This window comes from Streptomyces sp. NPDC020490 (genome assembly GCF_044335305.1).
Lineage (GTDB): Bacteria > Actinomycetota > Actinomycetes > Streptomycetales > Streptomycetaceae > Streptomyces.
This window is the reverse complement of sequence record NZ_JBIRUY010000001.1, coordinates 195,808-212,590: the sequence shown is the minus strand read 5'-3', so window position 1 is coordinate 212,590 and position 16,783 is coordinate 195,808. Positions and strand designations below refer to the sequence as shown.

Genomic DNA, 16,783 nt, shown 5'->3' with positions numbered 1-16,783 from the left:
AGCGAGTACGCCCTCGCCCGGGAGGTGCCGCGGCGGCCGGCTCAGCCCAGGCGCCACTTCTGGTTGGACGTGCCGGCGCAGTCCCACAACTGGAGCCGGGTGCCGTTGGCGGTGCCGCCGTCCTTGGCGTCGACACACTTGCCGATCTGGGTGTTGACCAGGTCGTGGGCACTGTTGAGGCGGAAGCGCTGGGCCCAGCCGCCGTTGCAGGTGGCCAGCTGGATGACCGCGCCGTCGGCCTGCGAGGCGTTGGCGATGTCCAGACACCGTCCCATGGATCGCACGCTGCCGTCGGACTTGAAGAGCCACTTCTGCCAGGCATGGCCGTCGCATCCCCACAGCCGCAGCGGGGAGCCGTCCACGCCCGCGTGGGCGCTCACCTCGATGCACTTCGAGGACCCGTAGCCGACGATCGCGTCACCGGCCACGGCGGTCGTGGTGGTCTGCTCCGAGTTCCCGCTCGTCGACTTCTCGCCCGTCGACGTGCCGCCGCTCTCGGCGGCTGCGGCCCCGGTGGCCGGGGCGCCGGCCGCCGGGTGCTGGTGGCCCGGGTCCGCCTTGGGGGTCGGACTTCCGGCGGCGTGGGCGTCCTCGGCGCGGTGGGTTCCCGTCCCCTTCTCGTCGTGCCCCCGGCGGCCCTTGGCCGAGGCCGACGGGGACCCGGTCGGTCCCGGCGCTCCGTCCGTGGCGAGACGGGGGACGGCGCCGTCACCGACGGACGCGGCGCGCGGCTCGGAGTCGCTGTCGCCGGGCACGGCAAGGAACGCGACGGCGCCGAGGCCGAGGCCCAGCAGAACGCAGGCGGCGACGGTGGCCCCGACGATCCGCGCGCCACGCTCCGGCTCGGCCTCCCGGGAGCCCGCTCCGTCCCTCGGACCGGGCGCCTGCGCTCCGGTCGCCGACGGCCGGAACAGCCCTCCGGGCGGGCCGCCCGCCGTTCCGGACCCGTCAGCGCTGTCCGGCGTGCGGGCGGACGGGCCCTCGGGCGCGGGCGGGGATGTGAGCGCGGGTGTGGTGTCGGGTGCGAGTGTGGTGTCGGGTGCGGGTGTGGTGTCGGGTGCGAGTGCGGGTGCGGTGTCGGGCGCGGGTGACGGGGCGGGCGCCTCATTGTCGTGCGACGCCGACGCCCGTTCCCCTTCCCGTTCCCATTCCGGATCCGATTCCGGTTCCGGTTCCGGTTCCGGTTCCGGCGTCCGTGGCGATTCCGGGCCGGTCTCGCTCACGCCGTCGGGTGCCTGCCCGCCCTCGCTGTCAGGCGTGGCCCCCGCGAGCGGCGCGAGTTCGGGGTCCGGCCCCTCGGGAGCGGGGCCCGGTTCCGTTCGTACGCCGGGCACGGCGTCGGCGTCGGCCGCCGGGCTGGTCGCGGCCCCGGCCTGGGTGCCGGTCTCCTCCAGCCACGGCAGCGGCCGTTCCCAGACGGCTGACTCCCCGGGGGACTCCGGAAGCCCCGTTGCGCGCTCCATGTCTGCCTGCCCGTCTCCGCGTGATGGTCCGTCGGCGAGCGACCCTAGAGCCCGGGGCGGCTGCGGGGCGGTCGGTGCCGGTCGTTCTGCCCGGCAGGGCGGACATTCCTTCCCCTGGGTGCCGGGTTCACCGGGGCGCGCCCTGGGGGGACTACAGCGTTCCGGAGCGCAGGGCGAAGGCGACCGCGTGGGTGCGGTTGCGCAGGCCGAGCCGGGTCATCATGACGCTGACGATGCTCTTGATGGTGCGCTCGGAATAGTTCAGCTTCTGGGCGATCTCTCTGGTCTCGAAGCCCTCGGCGAGCAGCCGCAGCACGTCGACCTCGCGGGCCTCCAGACCGGACGCGGTCAGTCCCAGCGGGCCCAGTACGTCACGCTGGACCGCGCGGATGTGGTCGACGAGGCGCCCCTGCACGGGGAACGGCATAGCGGCACCGCCGTCGGCCACGGCCCGCACGGCCTCGACGATCTTGTCGTAGGTGCTCTCCTGACGCCACATCACCCCGCGCAGGCCGAGGTGCACGGCCCGGATCAGGTGGGCCTCCCCGATGTGCCCGGTGACCAGGACCACCCCCATGCCGGGGTTGGCCGAGTGGGCGGACACGGACTCCATGAGCAGCATGGTCTCCTCGACGACGTCCGGCGTGATCATGAGCACGACGTCCGCGTGGCGATGCTCCTCCTTGGGCAGTACGTGCAGCCCCGGGTACCTGCGCAGGCACCAGACGGCTCCCTCTCCGGTGATCGGGTCACCGGCGAGCACGGCGATCGAGATCATCCCCAACGTCCTGGCTTTCCTTCCGAATGCGGGCCGTCGCCCCCGTGGGCCGGGCGTGGGCGCCACCCGGCGGAGGAGACGGTGGACGAGGATCTTCACCGGGCCGTCTTGGTGCCGACTTGGCGTGCACTTGCAACGACGCCCGTCCGGCCAGGTTTCGTTGTCCGCCGGGACAGACATCCGCCGTACGGCCCGGGCTCCGGGCGGCCGGCTGCCTAGGCTCGCCGCGCAGTTCCAGCCTCCGGAGAGCAGGGAAGAGAGCACGTTGAGCACCGTCATCGCGAAGCGCCCACCGCGTACCGACGGTCCCCCGATGCCCGAGGGACAGGTCGAGCTGGCCGAGCCCCCGGTCCTCGGCGAACCGGCCACCGCCGACTTCGGATCCGTGCTGACGTATCTGCCGATGGGCCTGGGCGCCGGGGCCATGGTGCTGATGTACTCGGTCGGCAGCGGCGGCGCGGCCATGTACATGATGACCGGGATGATGGGCGTCGCCATGATCAGCATGACGCTGACCCAGATCGGCCGGCCCGGCGCCGAACGGCGGCGCCGGATGCGCGCCGAACGCCGCGACTACCTGCGCTACCTCGGCCAGAAGCGCGCACAGGCCCGGCAGGCCGCCGACGCGCAGCGGGCCGCGCTGCTGTGGGACAACCCGGCCCCCGCCGACCTGTGGGCGCTCGCGACCGGCCCCCGGCTGTGGGAACGCAGGCCCGGGCACGACGACTTCGCCCACGTCCGCTTCGGCCTGGCGACCCGTCGCTCCGCGCTGGAGTTCCTCCCGCCGCAGACCAAACCGGTGGAGGACCTGGAACCGCTGTGCGCGGTGTCGCTGCGCCGGTTCACCAAGGCCCACCAGACGGTGCCCCTGCTGCCCGTGCCGGTGGCGCTGCGGCGCTTCACCAGCGTCGAGTTCACCGGCGAGACCGAGGACGCGCTGGCCCTGGCGCGGGCGGTGCTCGGGCAGCTGGCGGTCTTCCACTCACCGGACGAACTGCGCGTCGCGGTGCTCGGCGACGAGGCCGCGCGCCTCGAGTGGGACTGGCTCAAGTGGCTGCCGCACAACGCCCATCCCACGCAGGAGGACCCCGCCGGTCCCGTCCGCCTCGCCGCCGGCGACCACGACGAGCTGCTCGACCTGCTGGGGCCCGACGTCCGCGACCGCCCCGACCACGACGCCGCCTCCTCGCCCAGCGTGGCCGAGCCGTTCACGGTGATCGTCGCCCAGGGCGTACGGCTGCCGGAGACCTCGCGGCTGCTGGGGGCCGGAATACGCGGCGTGGTGCTCCTCGACCTCACCGGCACGGTGCCCGGCGGCCCCAAGGTGCTGCGGCTCGTCGTCCGCGGCGGCGCGGTCGACTTCCCCAACGGTGACGAGATCGTCAGCGGCCACGCCGACGCACTCGACCGCGTCGAGGCCGAGACGCTGGCCCGCGTCCTCGCCCCGATGCGCACCGGCGGCGGCGTCGACCTGGTGGACCGCCCGCTGGAATCCGACTTCGACCTGGCCACCATGCTCGGCATCCGCGACGTGCGTGCCTTCGAGGTACCGGCCAAGTGGCGCCCGCGCCAGGCCCTGGAGGCCCGGCTGAAGGTGCCCGTCGGCGTCACCGAGGACGGCGACATCGTCGAACTCGACCTCAAGGAGTCCGCCCAGGGCGGCATGGGCCCGCACGGTCTGCTGATCGGCGCCACCGGCTCCGGCAAGAGCGAACTGCTGCGCACCCTCGTGACGGGCCTGGCCGCAACCCATTCCTCCGAGATCCTGAACCTGGTCCTGGTCGACTTCAAGGGCGGCGCCACCTTCCTCAACATGGAGCGGCTGCCGCACACCTCGGCCGTCATCACCAACCTCGCCGACGAGCTGCACCTCGTCGACCGGATGCGGGACTCCATCAACGGCGAGATGATCCGCCGTCAGGAACTGCTGCGCGAGGCCGGTCACGCCTCGCTGTACGAGTACGAGAAGGCCCGCGCGGCCGGGGCGGACGGCCTGGCCCCGCTGCCCTCGCTCCTGATCATCGTGGATGAGTTCTCCGAACTGCTGGCCAGCAAACCGGAGTTCGTGGAGCTGTTCGTCTCCATCGGCCGGCTCGGGCGCAGCCTGGGCATCCATCTGCTGCTGGCCTCCCAGCGGCTGGACGAGTCCCGCATCCACCGGGTCGAGGGCCATCTGTCGTACCGCATCGCGCTGCGCACCTTCTCCTCGATGGAGTCGCGCAGCGTGATCGGCACCTCCAGCGCCTACGAGCTGCCCCCCGCCCCCGGCAACGGCTACCTCAAGGTCGACACCACCAACCTGGTCCGGTTCAAGGCCGCGTACGTCTCCGGCCCCGCGCCCGCCGCGCCGGGCCCGGAGGAGACCGGGCACGGCGCGGGCACGGTGCGTGAGGTGACCGCCTTCGGCCTGGCACGGCAGGGCCCGCCGGTTCCGGCCGCGGCGGAGGAAGCGGCCGCCCGCCTGGTCTCGTCGGCCGAGGAGGCTCTGCGCGACCAGGGCGCCGGCGCCGGGCGGCCCGAGGAGGACGGCGGCGAGAGCGCCGAGGACAGCCTGCTGGAGGTCTTCGTCGGACGGCTGGAGGACAGCGGGCCGCCCGCCCGGCAGGTCTGGCTGTCCCCGTTGTCCGAGTCGCCGGGCCTGGACCAGTTGCTGCCCGCCATCGTGCCGGACCCGGACCGCGGCATGGGCGCCGCCGACCCCCAGGTCCAGGGCGCGCTGCGCGTCCCGCTGGGTCTGGTGGACCGCCCGTTCGAGCAGCTGCGGGAACTGCTGGTCGCCGACCTGTCGGGGGCGGACGGCCACATCGGCCTGGTGGGCGCGCCGCAGACCGGCAAGTCGACCCTGCTGCGCACCCTGCTGCTGTCGCTGGCGCTGACCCACACGCCCCGCGAGGTGCAGTTCTACTGCCTCGACTTCGGCGGCGGCGGTCTGGTGTCCACCGCGGGGCTGCCGCACGTCGGTTCGGTGGCCACCCGGCTGGAACGCGACCGGGTGCAGCGCACCGTCGAGGAACTGAGCCAGCTCCTGGAACAGCGGGAGCAGGTGTTCACGTCCAGGGGACTGGAGTCGATGGCCGCCTACCGGGCGCTGCGTGCGGACGGCACGATCGACGACCCGTTCGGCGATGTCTTCCTGGTCGTCGACGGCTGGGCGACGCTCCGCCAGGACTTCGACGACCTGGAGCAGCGGATCATGGAACTCGCCGCCCGGGGGCTGTCGTTCGGTCTGCACGTGGTCGCCTCCGCGGTCCGCTGGTCGGAAGTGCGGCCCAGGCTGCGGGACATGCTCGGCACCAAGCTGGAACTCCGGCTCGGCGACTCGATGGAGTCCGAGGTCGGCTCCCGCGCGGCGGCCGGTGTCCCGCACCGGCCGGGCCGCGGTCTGACCGGGTCCGGTCACCACTTCCTGTCCGCGCTGCCCCGGCTCGACAGTTCCTCGCGCACCGACGACCTGACGGCCGCCACCAAGGCGGCGGTCGCCGAGATCGACTCGTTCTGGACCGGCCCCCGGGCACCCGGCGTGCGCCTGTTGCCCGCCCGGCTGGACGCGCGCAGGCTGCCTGCCCCGGCGGACACCCGCGACCTGCGGTTCTGCCTCGGCTGGGACGAGCAGCGGCTCTCCCCCGTCTGGCACGACTTCGGCGCCACCCCGCACCTGCTGGTCTTCGGTGACGGCGAGACGGGCAAGACCAACGCCCTGCGGCTGGCGATCCGCGCCATCACCGCCCGCTACCGTCCGCAGGAGGCGAAGATCCTGCTGGCCGACCCCGGCCGCGGACTGCTCAAGGACGTGCCGGAGGAGTACCGGGTCGGTTACGTGGTCGACAACGACGCGCTCGGCAGACTCGCCGACAGCGCGGCGGTCTCCGTGGCCAAGCGGCAGCCCGGGCCGGACGTCACACCTGAGCTCCTGGAGAAGCGGGACTGGTGGACCGGTCCGCTGCTGTTCGTCCTCGTCGACGACTACGACCTCTTCACCGGCGCGCCCGGCACGCCGTCCCCGATGACGCCGCTGGTGCCGCTGCTCGCGCAGGGCGCCCACATCGGACTGCACCTGGTGGTCGCCCGTTCCACGTCCGGCGCCATGCGCTCCGTCATGGACCCGCTGATCCGCCGCATGTGGGAACTGGGCAACCCGGCGCTGCTCTTCTCCTACCCCAAGGAGGAGGGCAAGTTCATCGGCGAGGCCAAGCCCCGCACCCTGCCGGCCGGCCGGGCCCAGCTGGTGACCCGGCGCACCGTCACGCTCGTCCAGACCGGCCTGGTGCCGGCGGCTTCCACCCCCACAGGAACACGATGACCAACACCGCACCCCCGCCCCTCCGCGCCACCGAGGTCTGCCGCTTCACCGTCGAGGCACCCGACGGCCGCGCCGACCTGGCCGCCCCGGTCACCACGACGGTCTCCGGCCTGCTGCCGGTCCTGCTGCGCCACGTCACCGCCCGCCCCGGCACACAGGACGGCCCCTGGGTGCTGCAACGGCTCGGCGAGGAACCCCTCGATCCCGGGGCGACCGTCGAGAGCGCCGGGCTCCGCGACGGCGACGTCCTGCAGCTGCGGCCGGCCGACGCGGCGCTGCCCGCCCTGCACTTCGACGACATCGCCGACGGGGTCGCGCACGCCGCCGCCGGCGCGCCCGCCCGGTGGCGCCCCCGGCTCACCCGCAACCTCGCCCTCGCCCTGTCCTGCCTGGCCCTGGCCGCGCTCGCCGCCGCGACGCTCGGCGCGGGCCCCGGGCCCCGCACGGCGGCCGCCTGCGCGGCGATCGCCCTGCTGCTGGCCGTCGGCTGCGCCGCGGCGGCCCGCACGGGCGTGGACCCGGGCAGCGGCCTGGTGGCCGGGACCGGCGCGTTCGCGTTCGCCGCGCTGGCCGGGGCGACCCTGCGCGAGAGCCCGTCCGGTGGCTTCGCCCCCGGTCTGACCGGGGTGTTCATGGGCGCCGCGCTCGTGGTCGCGCTGGCCGGCGTACTGCTCGCGCTGAACGCGCTTCCCCTCGTGGTGCCCGGCACCGTCCTGCTCACGGCGGTCGCCGCCGCGGCGGGCGCCGGACTCGCCGAGGGGGTCGGACTTGGCGCCGTCCAGGCCGCCTCGGTGGTCGCGGTGGCCCTGTTCGTGCTCGGGCACCTCGCCCCCCGGCTGGCCCTGCGCACGGCCCGGCTCCGGGTGCCCCGGCTGCCGCACGACGCCGAGGAACTCCAGTCGGACATCGAACCCGAGCCCGGCGAGACGGTGAACCGCCGGGTCACCGTCGCCACCGCCTGCCTCGACGTGATCGGCGTCTCCTCCGCGCTGGTCTGGGCGGTCGCCCTCTGGCTGCTCGTCGACCGTGAGCGCGGCTGGACCGGGTGGCTGCTGCCGCTCTCGCTCAGCCTGGCCGTCCTGCTCCGCGCGCGCGGCGCCAACGGCACCCTGCACCGGGTCCCCGCCGTGCTGGCGGGCGCCTGGGGCCTGGCGCTCGTGCTCGTCGTCCGGGTCGCGTCCGCCGGCCCCGCGGGCCGGGCCGCCGCGCTCGCGGTGCTCCTGGCGACCGTCGCGGCACTCCTCGTCGGCTCCTGGCGACTGCCGCGCGCCCGGCTGCTGCCGGTGTGGGGGCACCTCGGCGACCTGCTGGAGATCGTCACGGCGATCGCCCTGCTGCCGCTGCTGCTCCAGGTGCTGCACGCGTACGCGTACTTCCGCGGCCTGGCGGGCTAGGAGCGCCGGGCATGCAGACACGACGTGATCATGTGCAGGCGTACCAGTTCGCCATGGGCCGCCTCGCCTCGGCCCTGGTCAGCGGGGATCCCGGCCGGGGCGACAGCCCGACCAGGCGGTCCACTCTCGGCACGGTCTTCGGGGCGGGCCTGGTGCTGCTGCTGTGCGCCGGGTTCGCGGTGTACGGGCTGATCTCGCCCGCCGCCCGGGACGACTGGCGCAAGGACGGGACCGTGGTCCTGGAGGAGGACACCGGCAACCGCTACGTCTATGCGAACGGCGTGCTCCGCCCCGTCCGCAACTACGCCTCCGCGCTGCTCATCGCGGGCGGGCGGACCGCCCCCGAGACGGTCTCCGCCAAGTCTCTCGCCGGGGTCCGGCACGGCGGCCCCGTCGGCATCGAGGACGCTCCGGACACCGTCCCCGAGGCGTCCGCGCTGGCCTCCGGCGCCTGGGCGCGCTGCCTGCCGGGACAGGGGGCGGCCCACCAGGGGCAGACCCTGGTCTTCGGCGGCTCCGCGGCCGCGCTCACCGCACTGCCCGACGACCGGCAGGTGCTGCTCGGCGGACCGAAGGGCGCCCGGTACGTGCTCCTGCGGGGGGTGAAGTACCCGGTCCCCAGCGACTCCTCGCTGGTCGCCCTCGGACTGGACGACCAGCCGGCGCTGCCCGCCACCGCCGACTGGCTGGCCTCCGTCCCCACCGGCGCGGCGCTCGCCCCCGCCGTACCAGCCGGTGCCGGAAAGGCGGCCGGGAAGGTCGCCGGACAGACCGCCGAGGTCGGCGACGTCTTCCGCGCCGGCACCGGCGCCGTTCAGCACTACTACCTGATGCGCTCCGACGGGCTGGAACTCGTCGACGCCACCGAGTTCGCCCTGCTCGCCGCGCGCCCCGGCGCGCACGCGCCGCGGCAGGTCGGGCAGGCGGACATCGCGGCCGTCCCGGTCTCGGCGGTCCATGGCACGGCCGGCCGGGTGCCCGACCTGTCGGGTGTCCGCGCCCTGGACGGCGGCACCGTCTGCCTCACGCCGCTGCCGGGCGGCCGGGCCCGGATCACCGTGGGCACGGTCGACGACAGGGGGATCGTCCTGCCGCCGGGGGGCGGGGTGCTGGCCGTGCCGGAGGGCGGCGGGAGCCAGTACCTGGTCACCGAACAGGGCCTGAAGTACCGGATCGCCGACGACGACGCAGTGCGGGCCCTCGGGTTCGGCGACCGCGGGCGTCGGCTCACCCTGCCCGCCGGCGTCCTCGCCCTGATCCCGGACGGTCCGGTGCTCAGCCGTGCCGCCGCGGCGAAGGGCTGAGCCCGGTGAGCAGACTCCGGCTGCGCTCGACGCCCGTGGGCGACGCCCTGCTGATCCACCCCAGGGGCCGGTTCGACGACCGGGCCGCCGCCTTCGCCGGGGGAATCGCCGAGGACCCGTACCACACCCTCGTCGTGGTGGACCTCCCCGCCGACGCCCTCGCCACCGAGTGGGAGTCGGTGGCCCGGCTGCTGTCGTCCTCCCGGTACGGCAGCCCGCGGCTGGTCTTCGGCCGGGGCTCCGGCGACGAGATCCGCACGGCCGGCCGGCTCATCGCCGGCCGGCTCGGACGGGAGGTGCTCGCCCCGGACGGCGACCTCGTCCCGACCCGCACCGGCGGGCTGTTCGTGCCCGGCGACGACGGCGGTGCCTGGCTGCGGTTCCGCCCGGGTCACGACCCCGAACCCGTGGCACAGCGCTTCCCGAAACCGCACTGGGAGTTCTCCGTACCGACCCGGGCCCGCCCGGTCGGCGCCCGCACCGTCGTGCAGCCGGTGCCCGCCGGCGTGTGGTTGCGCCGCGCAGACGGGGACCCTCCGGCCGACCGCCACCGGCGCGCCGTCGAGACCACGCCGACCGACCCGCACCTCTTCCTGGTCGTCCTCGGCAGCCCCGGCACCCCTCCGCTGCCTCTCGACGACGTGGCCCGCTTCTGGGACACGGTGCTCTCCGGCGCCCGCCCCGCGGCACGGTTCGTCCTGTACGGCGCCCTGGACGCCGTCGGCGACCACGCGCCCGGCCAGGCACTCGCCGACGCCCTGGGCCACCGCGCCGTCCTGTACGACGGACCGGTCCTCGACGAACCCGTACCGCCGGGGGAGGCGGCCGAGCGGGTCTACGTCCCTTCATCGGCTCCCCTGACGGTCCCGGTATCCGCGCCCGCGCCCGCGGTCGCGCCTGCGCCTGCGCCTGCGCCTGCAACGGGAGCGGTCGTGTCCGGCGCGACGGCCGCGGCTCCGGCTCCGGGTTCCGGACCGGCCGACGTCCGGACGCAGTCCCGGGGCGGTGCCCCCGCGCACCCCACGGACCCGCCCCCCGGCCGGAGTCCGGCCGTGGCGCGGGACGCCATGGCATCGGCCGTCCCGACGCGGAACGCCGTGGCCCCGGCTGCCGTGCCGACCATCGCTTCGACGGTCGCGGCGCCCGAGGTTCACGACCCCGTCCCGTGGCGCGCGGAGACCGGCTCGGCGGATCCCTCGCCCGCGCCCGACGCGCGCGACGGAGTCCCCGCGACGAACCCGTCGGAGTCACCCGCGGTGGGCCAGGGGGGTCGCACGGCGGACCTGACGGAGACGCCGGCCGTGCCTCATGACGGTGGCGCGGCGGACCTGACGGAGGCACCGACCGTGCGCGACGGTGGCGGCACGGCGGACCTTCCGGAGACGCCGGACCAGATCGACGGTGACGGCACGGCCGATCCGGACGAGACGCCCACCGTACGGAACAGACCCCGGTCCGCACGGGACGAGACTGCGGGCGGGACCCGGGAACAGGAACCGGAACCGGAGCCGGCAGGCGTCCCGGAACCCCCGGCCGAGGCGGCGCGGATCCCGGTTCCGGCGCCGTCCGCGGTCCCGGAGACGCCGGAACCGGAGCCGGCACCACCGCCCCTTCCGAAAGCGCCGAGCGCCCCCGCACAGCGACTCGCGCCGGCCGCCGCCCCCCGGTTCCGGCTGGAGTCGGCCGTACCCGAACCGGAAGCCGACGGCACCGACCTGCCCGCGCCGATGCCGGACCCGCCCGCGCCGATGCCGGACCCGCCCGCGCCGATGCCGGACCCGGACGGCGGCCCGTCCGTGCCGTCGCCGTCCATCGCCGTCGCGCCGTCGCCGTCCGTCCCCGTCGTGCCGTCGGCGTCGGCGTCGGCGGGTGCGGCGCCGGAGGTACGGGTGCAGCCCGTGCCGCGGGCCTCGGCCTGCGCGCTGCCGCCCGAGCGGGGCATCGCGCAGGAACGGGACTGGGTGCGCCGGACCCTCAGGGAGCAGTACAACGCGCTGGCCGGCTCCGTCTCGCGCGTGATGTCCGAGTCACCGGGGCTGCGCGGCAGGTCCAGGACGGAGGCGGCGGAGGCGCTGACCGAGCTGGTCGCCGTCCGGCTGTACCTGTCCGGCGACACCCGCCGGGCCGACGCGGCCGTGCGCGAGGCCGCGGCCGGACCGCACGTACCCCTGGCGCGCTGCGTCACGGCCGGACTGCGGCGGCTGCCCTCCTACCGGGGCCCGGCCCTGCTGCGCACCCGGCTCGGCGAGGCCGAACGCGCCTGGTACCGCGAGGACCGGCCGGTCACCGAGTGGGCCTTCTGCCACGCCCGCACGTCCCTGCACCCGGGCCCGCGCGGCAGTGGCGCCACCGATGTCCTGATCTGGTCGATGACCGCCCGCCGCACCACCGCACTGGACCCGGCCGTCCCCGACCGGGTGCTGTTCCTGCCCGGCACCGTCTTCAGGGTGCTGCGCTCGGAGGGCTCCACCGTGCTGATGCGGGAGGTGTCACCGTCGGAGACCGCCGGGAACGGCGGGAACGGCGGGGATGCCGAGAAGGCCGGGGACGGCGGGCAGCGGGCGAAGCTCGACCGGATCGCCCTCAAGGGGCTGGAGAACATCCTCGACGCGCTGGAGAGGGCCGGCACCGCCGCCGGGGCCGAGAGCGCCGACCCACCCGGACTGATCGTGAGCTCCCACGCGGTCCGCGGAGAAGGAGCCGAGCAGTGAGCAGGCAGGTCCTGTTGGTCTCCCCCGACCGCCCGGGCGCCCACCGGACGATCGCCCACGCCCTGGCCGAGGCCGCGGAGGGCGCGCTGATCACGGTCGCCCCCGGCCGGTACGAGGAGGCGCTGGACATCGTCCGGCCGGTGACCCTGGCCGCCGAGGGCGGCGCCGGGACCGTACGGGTGCACGCGTCCTCGGGGAGCACGGTCGTGGTGGACGCGGAGGCAGTGCAGCTCTCCGGGCTCGTCCTGTCGGGCGCGGACCGGGACGCGCCGGTCCTCGACCTGCGGCGCGGGCAGTCGGCGCTGGACGGCTGCCGGATCGAGGGCGAGGCCTGGACGGCCGTGCTGGCCTGGAACGAGGGCACCCTGGCCGTCCGCGGCTGCCGGGTGACCAACCCGCACGGCGCGGGTGTGGTCGTCACCTCGCGCGGCGCCAACGTGCTGGCGGACACCGAGGTCGCCGAGACGGGATCGTCGGCGGTCGTGGTCGCCGAGCACGGCCGACTCGCCGTACAGGACTGCCGCCTGGACCGTCCGCGGGGCAACGGCGTCTGTGTCAACGGCCATGCCTCGGCGACCGTCGAGGCCACCACGATCACCGGCAGCGGCAAACCCGCCGTCGCCGTGGAGCAGGAGGCGAGTGCCGCCCTGCTGAGGGTCACCGTGACCGGCAGCACCGTCCTGGACGCCTATCTCGCCGGCCGGGGCGAGACCACTCTCACCGAGTGCGCCTTCTCCGGTTCGGCCGGTCACTCCGTGCACATCGCCGACGGCGCGGCGCCGCGGCTGCGCGGCTGCGCCGTCACCGGCGTGGCCCGCAGCGGCGTCCACGTCACCGCGGGTGCCCGCCCCCGCCTGGAGGACTGCCGGATCACCGGTACCCCGGTCGGGCTGCACGTCACCGGGGCGGCGACCGCCGTGACGGCGACTGGGCTCGTCGTCCGGGATGCCACGACGGCGGCCGTGCAGGCCGCCGACGGCGGTGCCGCCGAGCTGGAACGGCTCACCGTCACCGGCACCGCGGGCGCCGGGGTCCGGGCGCAGGGCGGTGCCCGGCTCACCCTGCTGGGCGCCGAGATCGCGGTGAGCGGAGGCGGCCAGGGGGTGGGAGTGACCGCGTCGGCGAGCGCGTACGTGACCGGCTCGGTACTGCGCGAGTGCGGTGCCGTGGTCGGCGAGGACGCGGAACTGACCGCTCACGACACCGAGTTCACCGGTTCGGGAGGAGACGCCGTACAGGTTCTGGCGGGTGGTTCGTTCACCGCCGTCGGGTGCCGGATGACCGGTGCGCGTGGCCATGGCGTCAACGCGCACGCCGCCGCCCGCACCGACCTCAGCAACTGCGTCGTCCAGGACAACGCCCGTGACGCTCCGGCCGGCGCGGTCCGCGACGGTTCCGGCCGGGGCGCCGACGCGCGTCCCGGCGGGGGCGCGGGCATCCGGGGCGCCGACGGCCTCGCGGGCGCGGCGGCCGACGCGGACGTCTCCCGGCCGGACAACGGGCCGCTGGCCGAACTGGAGGCACTGGTCGGCCTGGAGAGCGTCAAGCTGGAGGTCGCCGGGCTGATCAACCTCAACAAGATGGCCAGGCGGCGCACCGAGATGGGCCTGCCCATGCCGCCCGTGAGCCGCCATCTGGTGTTCGCCGGGCCTCCGGGCACCGGCAAGACGACCGTGGCCCGGCTGTACGGAGCGGTCCTCGCGGAGCTGGGCGTCCTCGAGCAGGGCCACATCGTCGAGGTGGCCCGTGCCGACCTGGTCGCCCAGATCATCGGCGGGACCGCCATCAAGACCACGGAGGTCTTCACCCGGGCGCTGGGCGGGGTGCTCTTCATCGACGAGGCGTACACCCTGACCAACCAGTCGCGGGGCAGCGGCCCGGACTTCGGTCAGGAGGCCGTGGAGACCCTGATGAAGCTGATGGAGGACCACCGCGACGAGATCGTCGTCATCGCGGCCGGCTACTCCGGGCACATGGACCGGTTCCTGGCCTCCAACCCCGGTATGGCCTCCCGTTTCGCCCGCACGATCGAGTTCCCGAACTACGCTCCGGAGGAACTGGTCACCATCGTGCGGGGTCTGTGCGCCAAGCACTGCTACGAGTTGTCCGACGACGCCCTCGACGCGCTGAGCCGCTACTTCGAGGAGGTCCCCAAGGGCCCCACCTTCGGCAACGGCCGGGTCGCCCGCCAGGTCTTCGAGTCGATGATCAGCACCCAGGCGTCCCGGCTGGCCGCCCGGCCGCCCGGGCACGACAGCGAACTGAGCCTGCTGACCGCCGCCGACATCACGCCGGCGCCCCAGCCTCCGGCGCCCGGGGGACCCACCGGGACGCCGGGGGCGCCGGGTGGCCCCGCCCGAGCCGGCTCCCCCGCACCGGCTCCCGCACCCGCTCCCGGACCCGGACCCGGACCAATTCCCGGATCCCCGCCGCTTCCCGACCCCTCACCGGATCCCGCGATCGGCAACGCTCCGGCTCTCACCCCCGGCCCGGGCGCCGCCGCCGGCACCACGCCCGCGAGGCCGCCGGTGCCAGGTTCCCCCGCACCGCCGACGCCCGCCCCGGCCGCGCCCGTCCCCGCCGCCACCCGTCACCTGACCGCCCTCACCGGTCTCGGCCCGGTGACCGACGCACTGGCGGCACGCCTGGACACCCTCGTCGAACTCGGCCGGGGCACAGCCGGTCTCGCGGACGTCGTCCTGGATGGCGCGCCCGGCAGCGGGCGCCGGGCCGTGGCCGCCGCCTACGGCAGGGCCCTGGCGGAGCTCGGCATCGTCCCGTCCGGCGCGTTCACCCACGTCCCGCTCTCCACCGTCCCGGCCCGCTGGGCGGCGCAGCCGCGCACGTTCCTCGCCGACGTGTTCCGCCGTGCGGCCGGCGGCCTGCTGGCCGTGCAGGCCGACCCGGCTTTCCACGACCGCCCGGACGCCGAACGGCACGCCGTGCTCGACGCGTTGACCACCGAGACCACGGCGCGCGATCCGTACGGTCCGGTGCTCGTGCTGTCGGGCAGCGCCCCGCACCTGATGGAACTGCTGCGTACCCGCACCGACCTGGCGGGGGCCTTCGCCGACTACCTGAGGCTGCCGCCCTGCACCGGCGCCGTTCTCGCCGAGCTGACCCGGCGGCGGCTCACGGCCCTGGGCTTCGACGTGCCCGACGACGTGCTCGCGGCGCTCGCCGCGCAGGACCCGGTCCACGGCGCGCACGGCGCACACCGGCTCGCGGACCGGATCGCCGCCCGCGCGGGCGGCCCGACGCTGGTGCTCGGCGATCTCTCCGGCGAAGTCCCGCTGCCGGACGCGCTGCTGGTCTCCTGACCGGCCGCACGGGCAGGGAATCACGGCCGCGGGGGCAGCGAGCCCCCGGTCCGGCCCACGGCAGGCGCCACCCCGTACCACCATCACGAACGACGACCACGACGCCCCCGCGACGAGAGGAACGGCCATGGCCGCCAATACGAACACCTCGGTGGACACCTCGGGCATGAGGAGCGCCCAGGGCAGCTTCCAGACCGCCCTGGAGGACGCCAACAGCACATACACCCAGATGCAGAGCCAGATCGAGGCGCTGCGGGCCAGCTGGACCGGTGACGCCGCCGGCACCTTCCAGACCGCCATGGACACCTGGCTCTCCGACTTCAGCACCGTCAAGCAGCAGTTGGAACTGATGCTGCACAAGCTTCAGGCCAGCACCGGGACCTACGACACCACGCACCGGGCCACCAACGACATGGCCACCCAGCTCCACAAGAACATGACCACCCCGCTGCCCGGCTTCTAGACCCCTTCCCCACCCACACGAGGAGCGACCCGTGCCCACCTACACCGTCAACATGAACCAGGTCGAGTACGTGATCGGCGAGATGACCGCGATCAGCGGGAAGATCAAGGCGGCTCTCGCCGAACTCGACGACAGCGCCAAGATCCACCTGAGCGAGTGGACCAGCGACGCCCGCACCACCTACGACGTCGCCAAGGCCAAGTGGGACGCGGCCGCCGCCGACATGGTGACCCAGGCCCAGAACGCCACCAACGCCCTCGGCCACATCAACGAGTCCTACTACGCGGGTGAGCGGCACGGCGTGAGCCTCTGGGAGCAGTGACGTGGGGACCACGGACGAAGAGCTCAGCAACCGGGACCCCAACAACAACGGCAGCGACCAGAACTACAACTGGTACGAATCCCCCGACAACAACGCCGGCGACAACACCACCGGTTCCGGGGACGACCACCACTACCACGGCGGCACCGATGTCCTGCACAGCCCGGGGATCCTCACCGACCTGCATCCCTTCGTGCCGCCGCCGGTGCCCGGCGGGGACGGGCACAACGGGACCTCGGTCAGTACGCCGTCCATGGACCTGTTCGCCACCAACATCGACCTGCTGATCCAGCCGGTGCGCGACGTCGCCACCGGCCTGAGCGGCATCGCCGTCGCGCCGGGCGCCTTCTACCACGCCAACGTCATGCGGACGACGGTCAACGGCCCCAACGCCGACGGCGGGCTGAAGAAGAGCTACGGCGACGCGCTCTCGGCCCTGGTCAAGGGGCTGACGGACCTTCGGGACGGGGTGCGGGCACTGAGCCGGAAGTACAGCACCGCCGAGGAGGCCAACCGCATGACGGCCGGCGACCTCGCCGAGGCCTTCGCGGCCACCACCGCCGACTTCAACACGATGATGACGTCCAACGGCGGCAACGGCATGGCCACCACCACGGGCACCGGCACGGGCACGGGCACGGGCACGGGCACGGGCAACACCAGCAGCAACACGAACACCACGACCGCCTAGGCGCGGGCTCACCGGGCGACGGTCGGCGGCTCCGCGG

10 protein-coding genes are annotated in these 16,783 nt (G+C 74.7%); 8 read left to right on the top strand and 2 right to left on the bottom strand.

Annotation, left to right across the window (positions count from 1 at the left end):
• Positions 1-41 precede the first annotated feature (41 nt).
• Positions 42-1,463 (bottom strand): ricin-type beta-trefoil lectin domain protein, encoded by a 1,422-nt coding sequence (locus ACH4ZX_RS00915; protein ID WP_398265397.1) that lies wholly within the window; start codon positions 1,461-1,463, stop codon positions 42-44.
• Between the two features lie 151 nt (positions 1,464-1,614).
• Complete coding sequence (locus ACH4ZX_RS00910; RefSeq protein WP_398265395.1) at positions 1,615-2,241, bottom strand: LuxR C-terminal-related transcriptional regulator; 627 nt, start codon at positions 2,239-2,241, stop codon at positions 1,615-1,617.
• Between the two features lie 313 nt (positions 2,242-2,554).
• On the opposite strand from ACH4ZX_RS00910, the gene eccCa reads away from it, so the two are divergent.
• From eccCa to ACH4ZX_RS00870, 8 genes are all read left to right on the top strand, one after another.
• A complete protein-coding gene (eccCa, locus tag ACH4ZX_RS00905) occupies positions 2,555-6,541 on the top strand; it encodes a type VII secretion protein EccCa (protein WP_398265393.1) in 3,987 nt (1,328 codons plus the stop codon).
• The gene (gene eccD, locus ACH4ZX_RS00900; protein ID WP_398265391.1) at positions 6,538-7,935 is read left to right on the top strand and encodes a type VII secretion integral membrane protein EccD; all 1,398 of its coding nucleotides are present in this window, start codon (positions 6,538-6,540) and stop codon (positions 7,933-7,935) included. The genes eccCa and eccD overlap by 4 nt, the downstream gene beginning before the upstream one ends.
• Positions 7,936-7,946: 11 nt before the next feature.
• Positions 7,947-9,239, top strand: a complete 1,293-nt coding sequence (gene eccB / locus ACH4ZX_RS00895) for a type VII secretion protein EccB (protein WP_398265389.1) — start codon at positions 7,947-7,949, stop codon at positions 9,237-9,239.
• A 5-nt stretch (positions 9,240-9,244) separates the two neighbouring features.
• Positions 9,245-11,950, top strand: coding sequence for a hypothetical protein (locus tag ACH4ZX_RS00890; RefSeq protein ID WP_398265387.1), 2,706 nt, complete (start codon positions 9,245-9,247; stop codon positions 11,948-11,950).
• The gene (locus ACH4ZX_RS00885) at positions 11,947-15,270 is read left to right on the top strand and encodes a right-handed parallel beta-helix repeat-containing protein (protein ID WP_398265384.1); all 3,324 of its coding nucleotides are present in this window, start codon (positions 11,947-11,949) and stop codon (positions 15,268-15,270) included. The genes ACH4ZX_RS00890 and ACH4ZX_RS00885 overlap by 4 nt, the downstream gene beginning before the upstream one ends.
• A gap of 127 nt (positions 15,271-15,397) precedes the next feature.
• Entirely contained in the window at positions 15,398-15,733 is a 336-nt protein-coding gene (locus ACH4ZX_RS00880; RefSeq protein WP_398265381.1) for a WXG100 family type VII secretion target, read from the top strand.
• Between the two features lie 31 nt (positions 15,734-15,764).
• Positions 15,765-16,055, top strand: coding sequence for a WXG100 family type VII secretion target (locus ACH4ZX_RS00875; RefSeq protein WP_398265378.1), 291 nt, complete (start codon positions 15,765-15,767; stop codon positions 16,053-16,055).
• Position 16,056: 1 nt separating this feature from the next.
• On the top strand, positions 16,057-16,746 hold the full coding sequence (locus ACH4ZX_RS00870) for a hypothetical protein (RefSeq protein WP_398265375.1): 690 nt from the start codon (positions 16,057-16,059) through the stop codon (positions 16,744-16,746).
• Positions 16,747-16,783 lie beyond the last annotated feature (37 nt).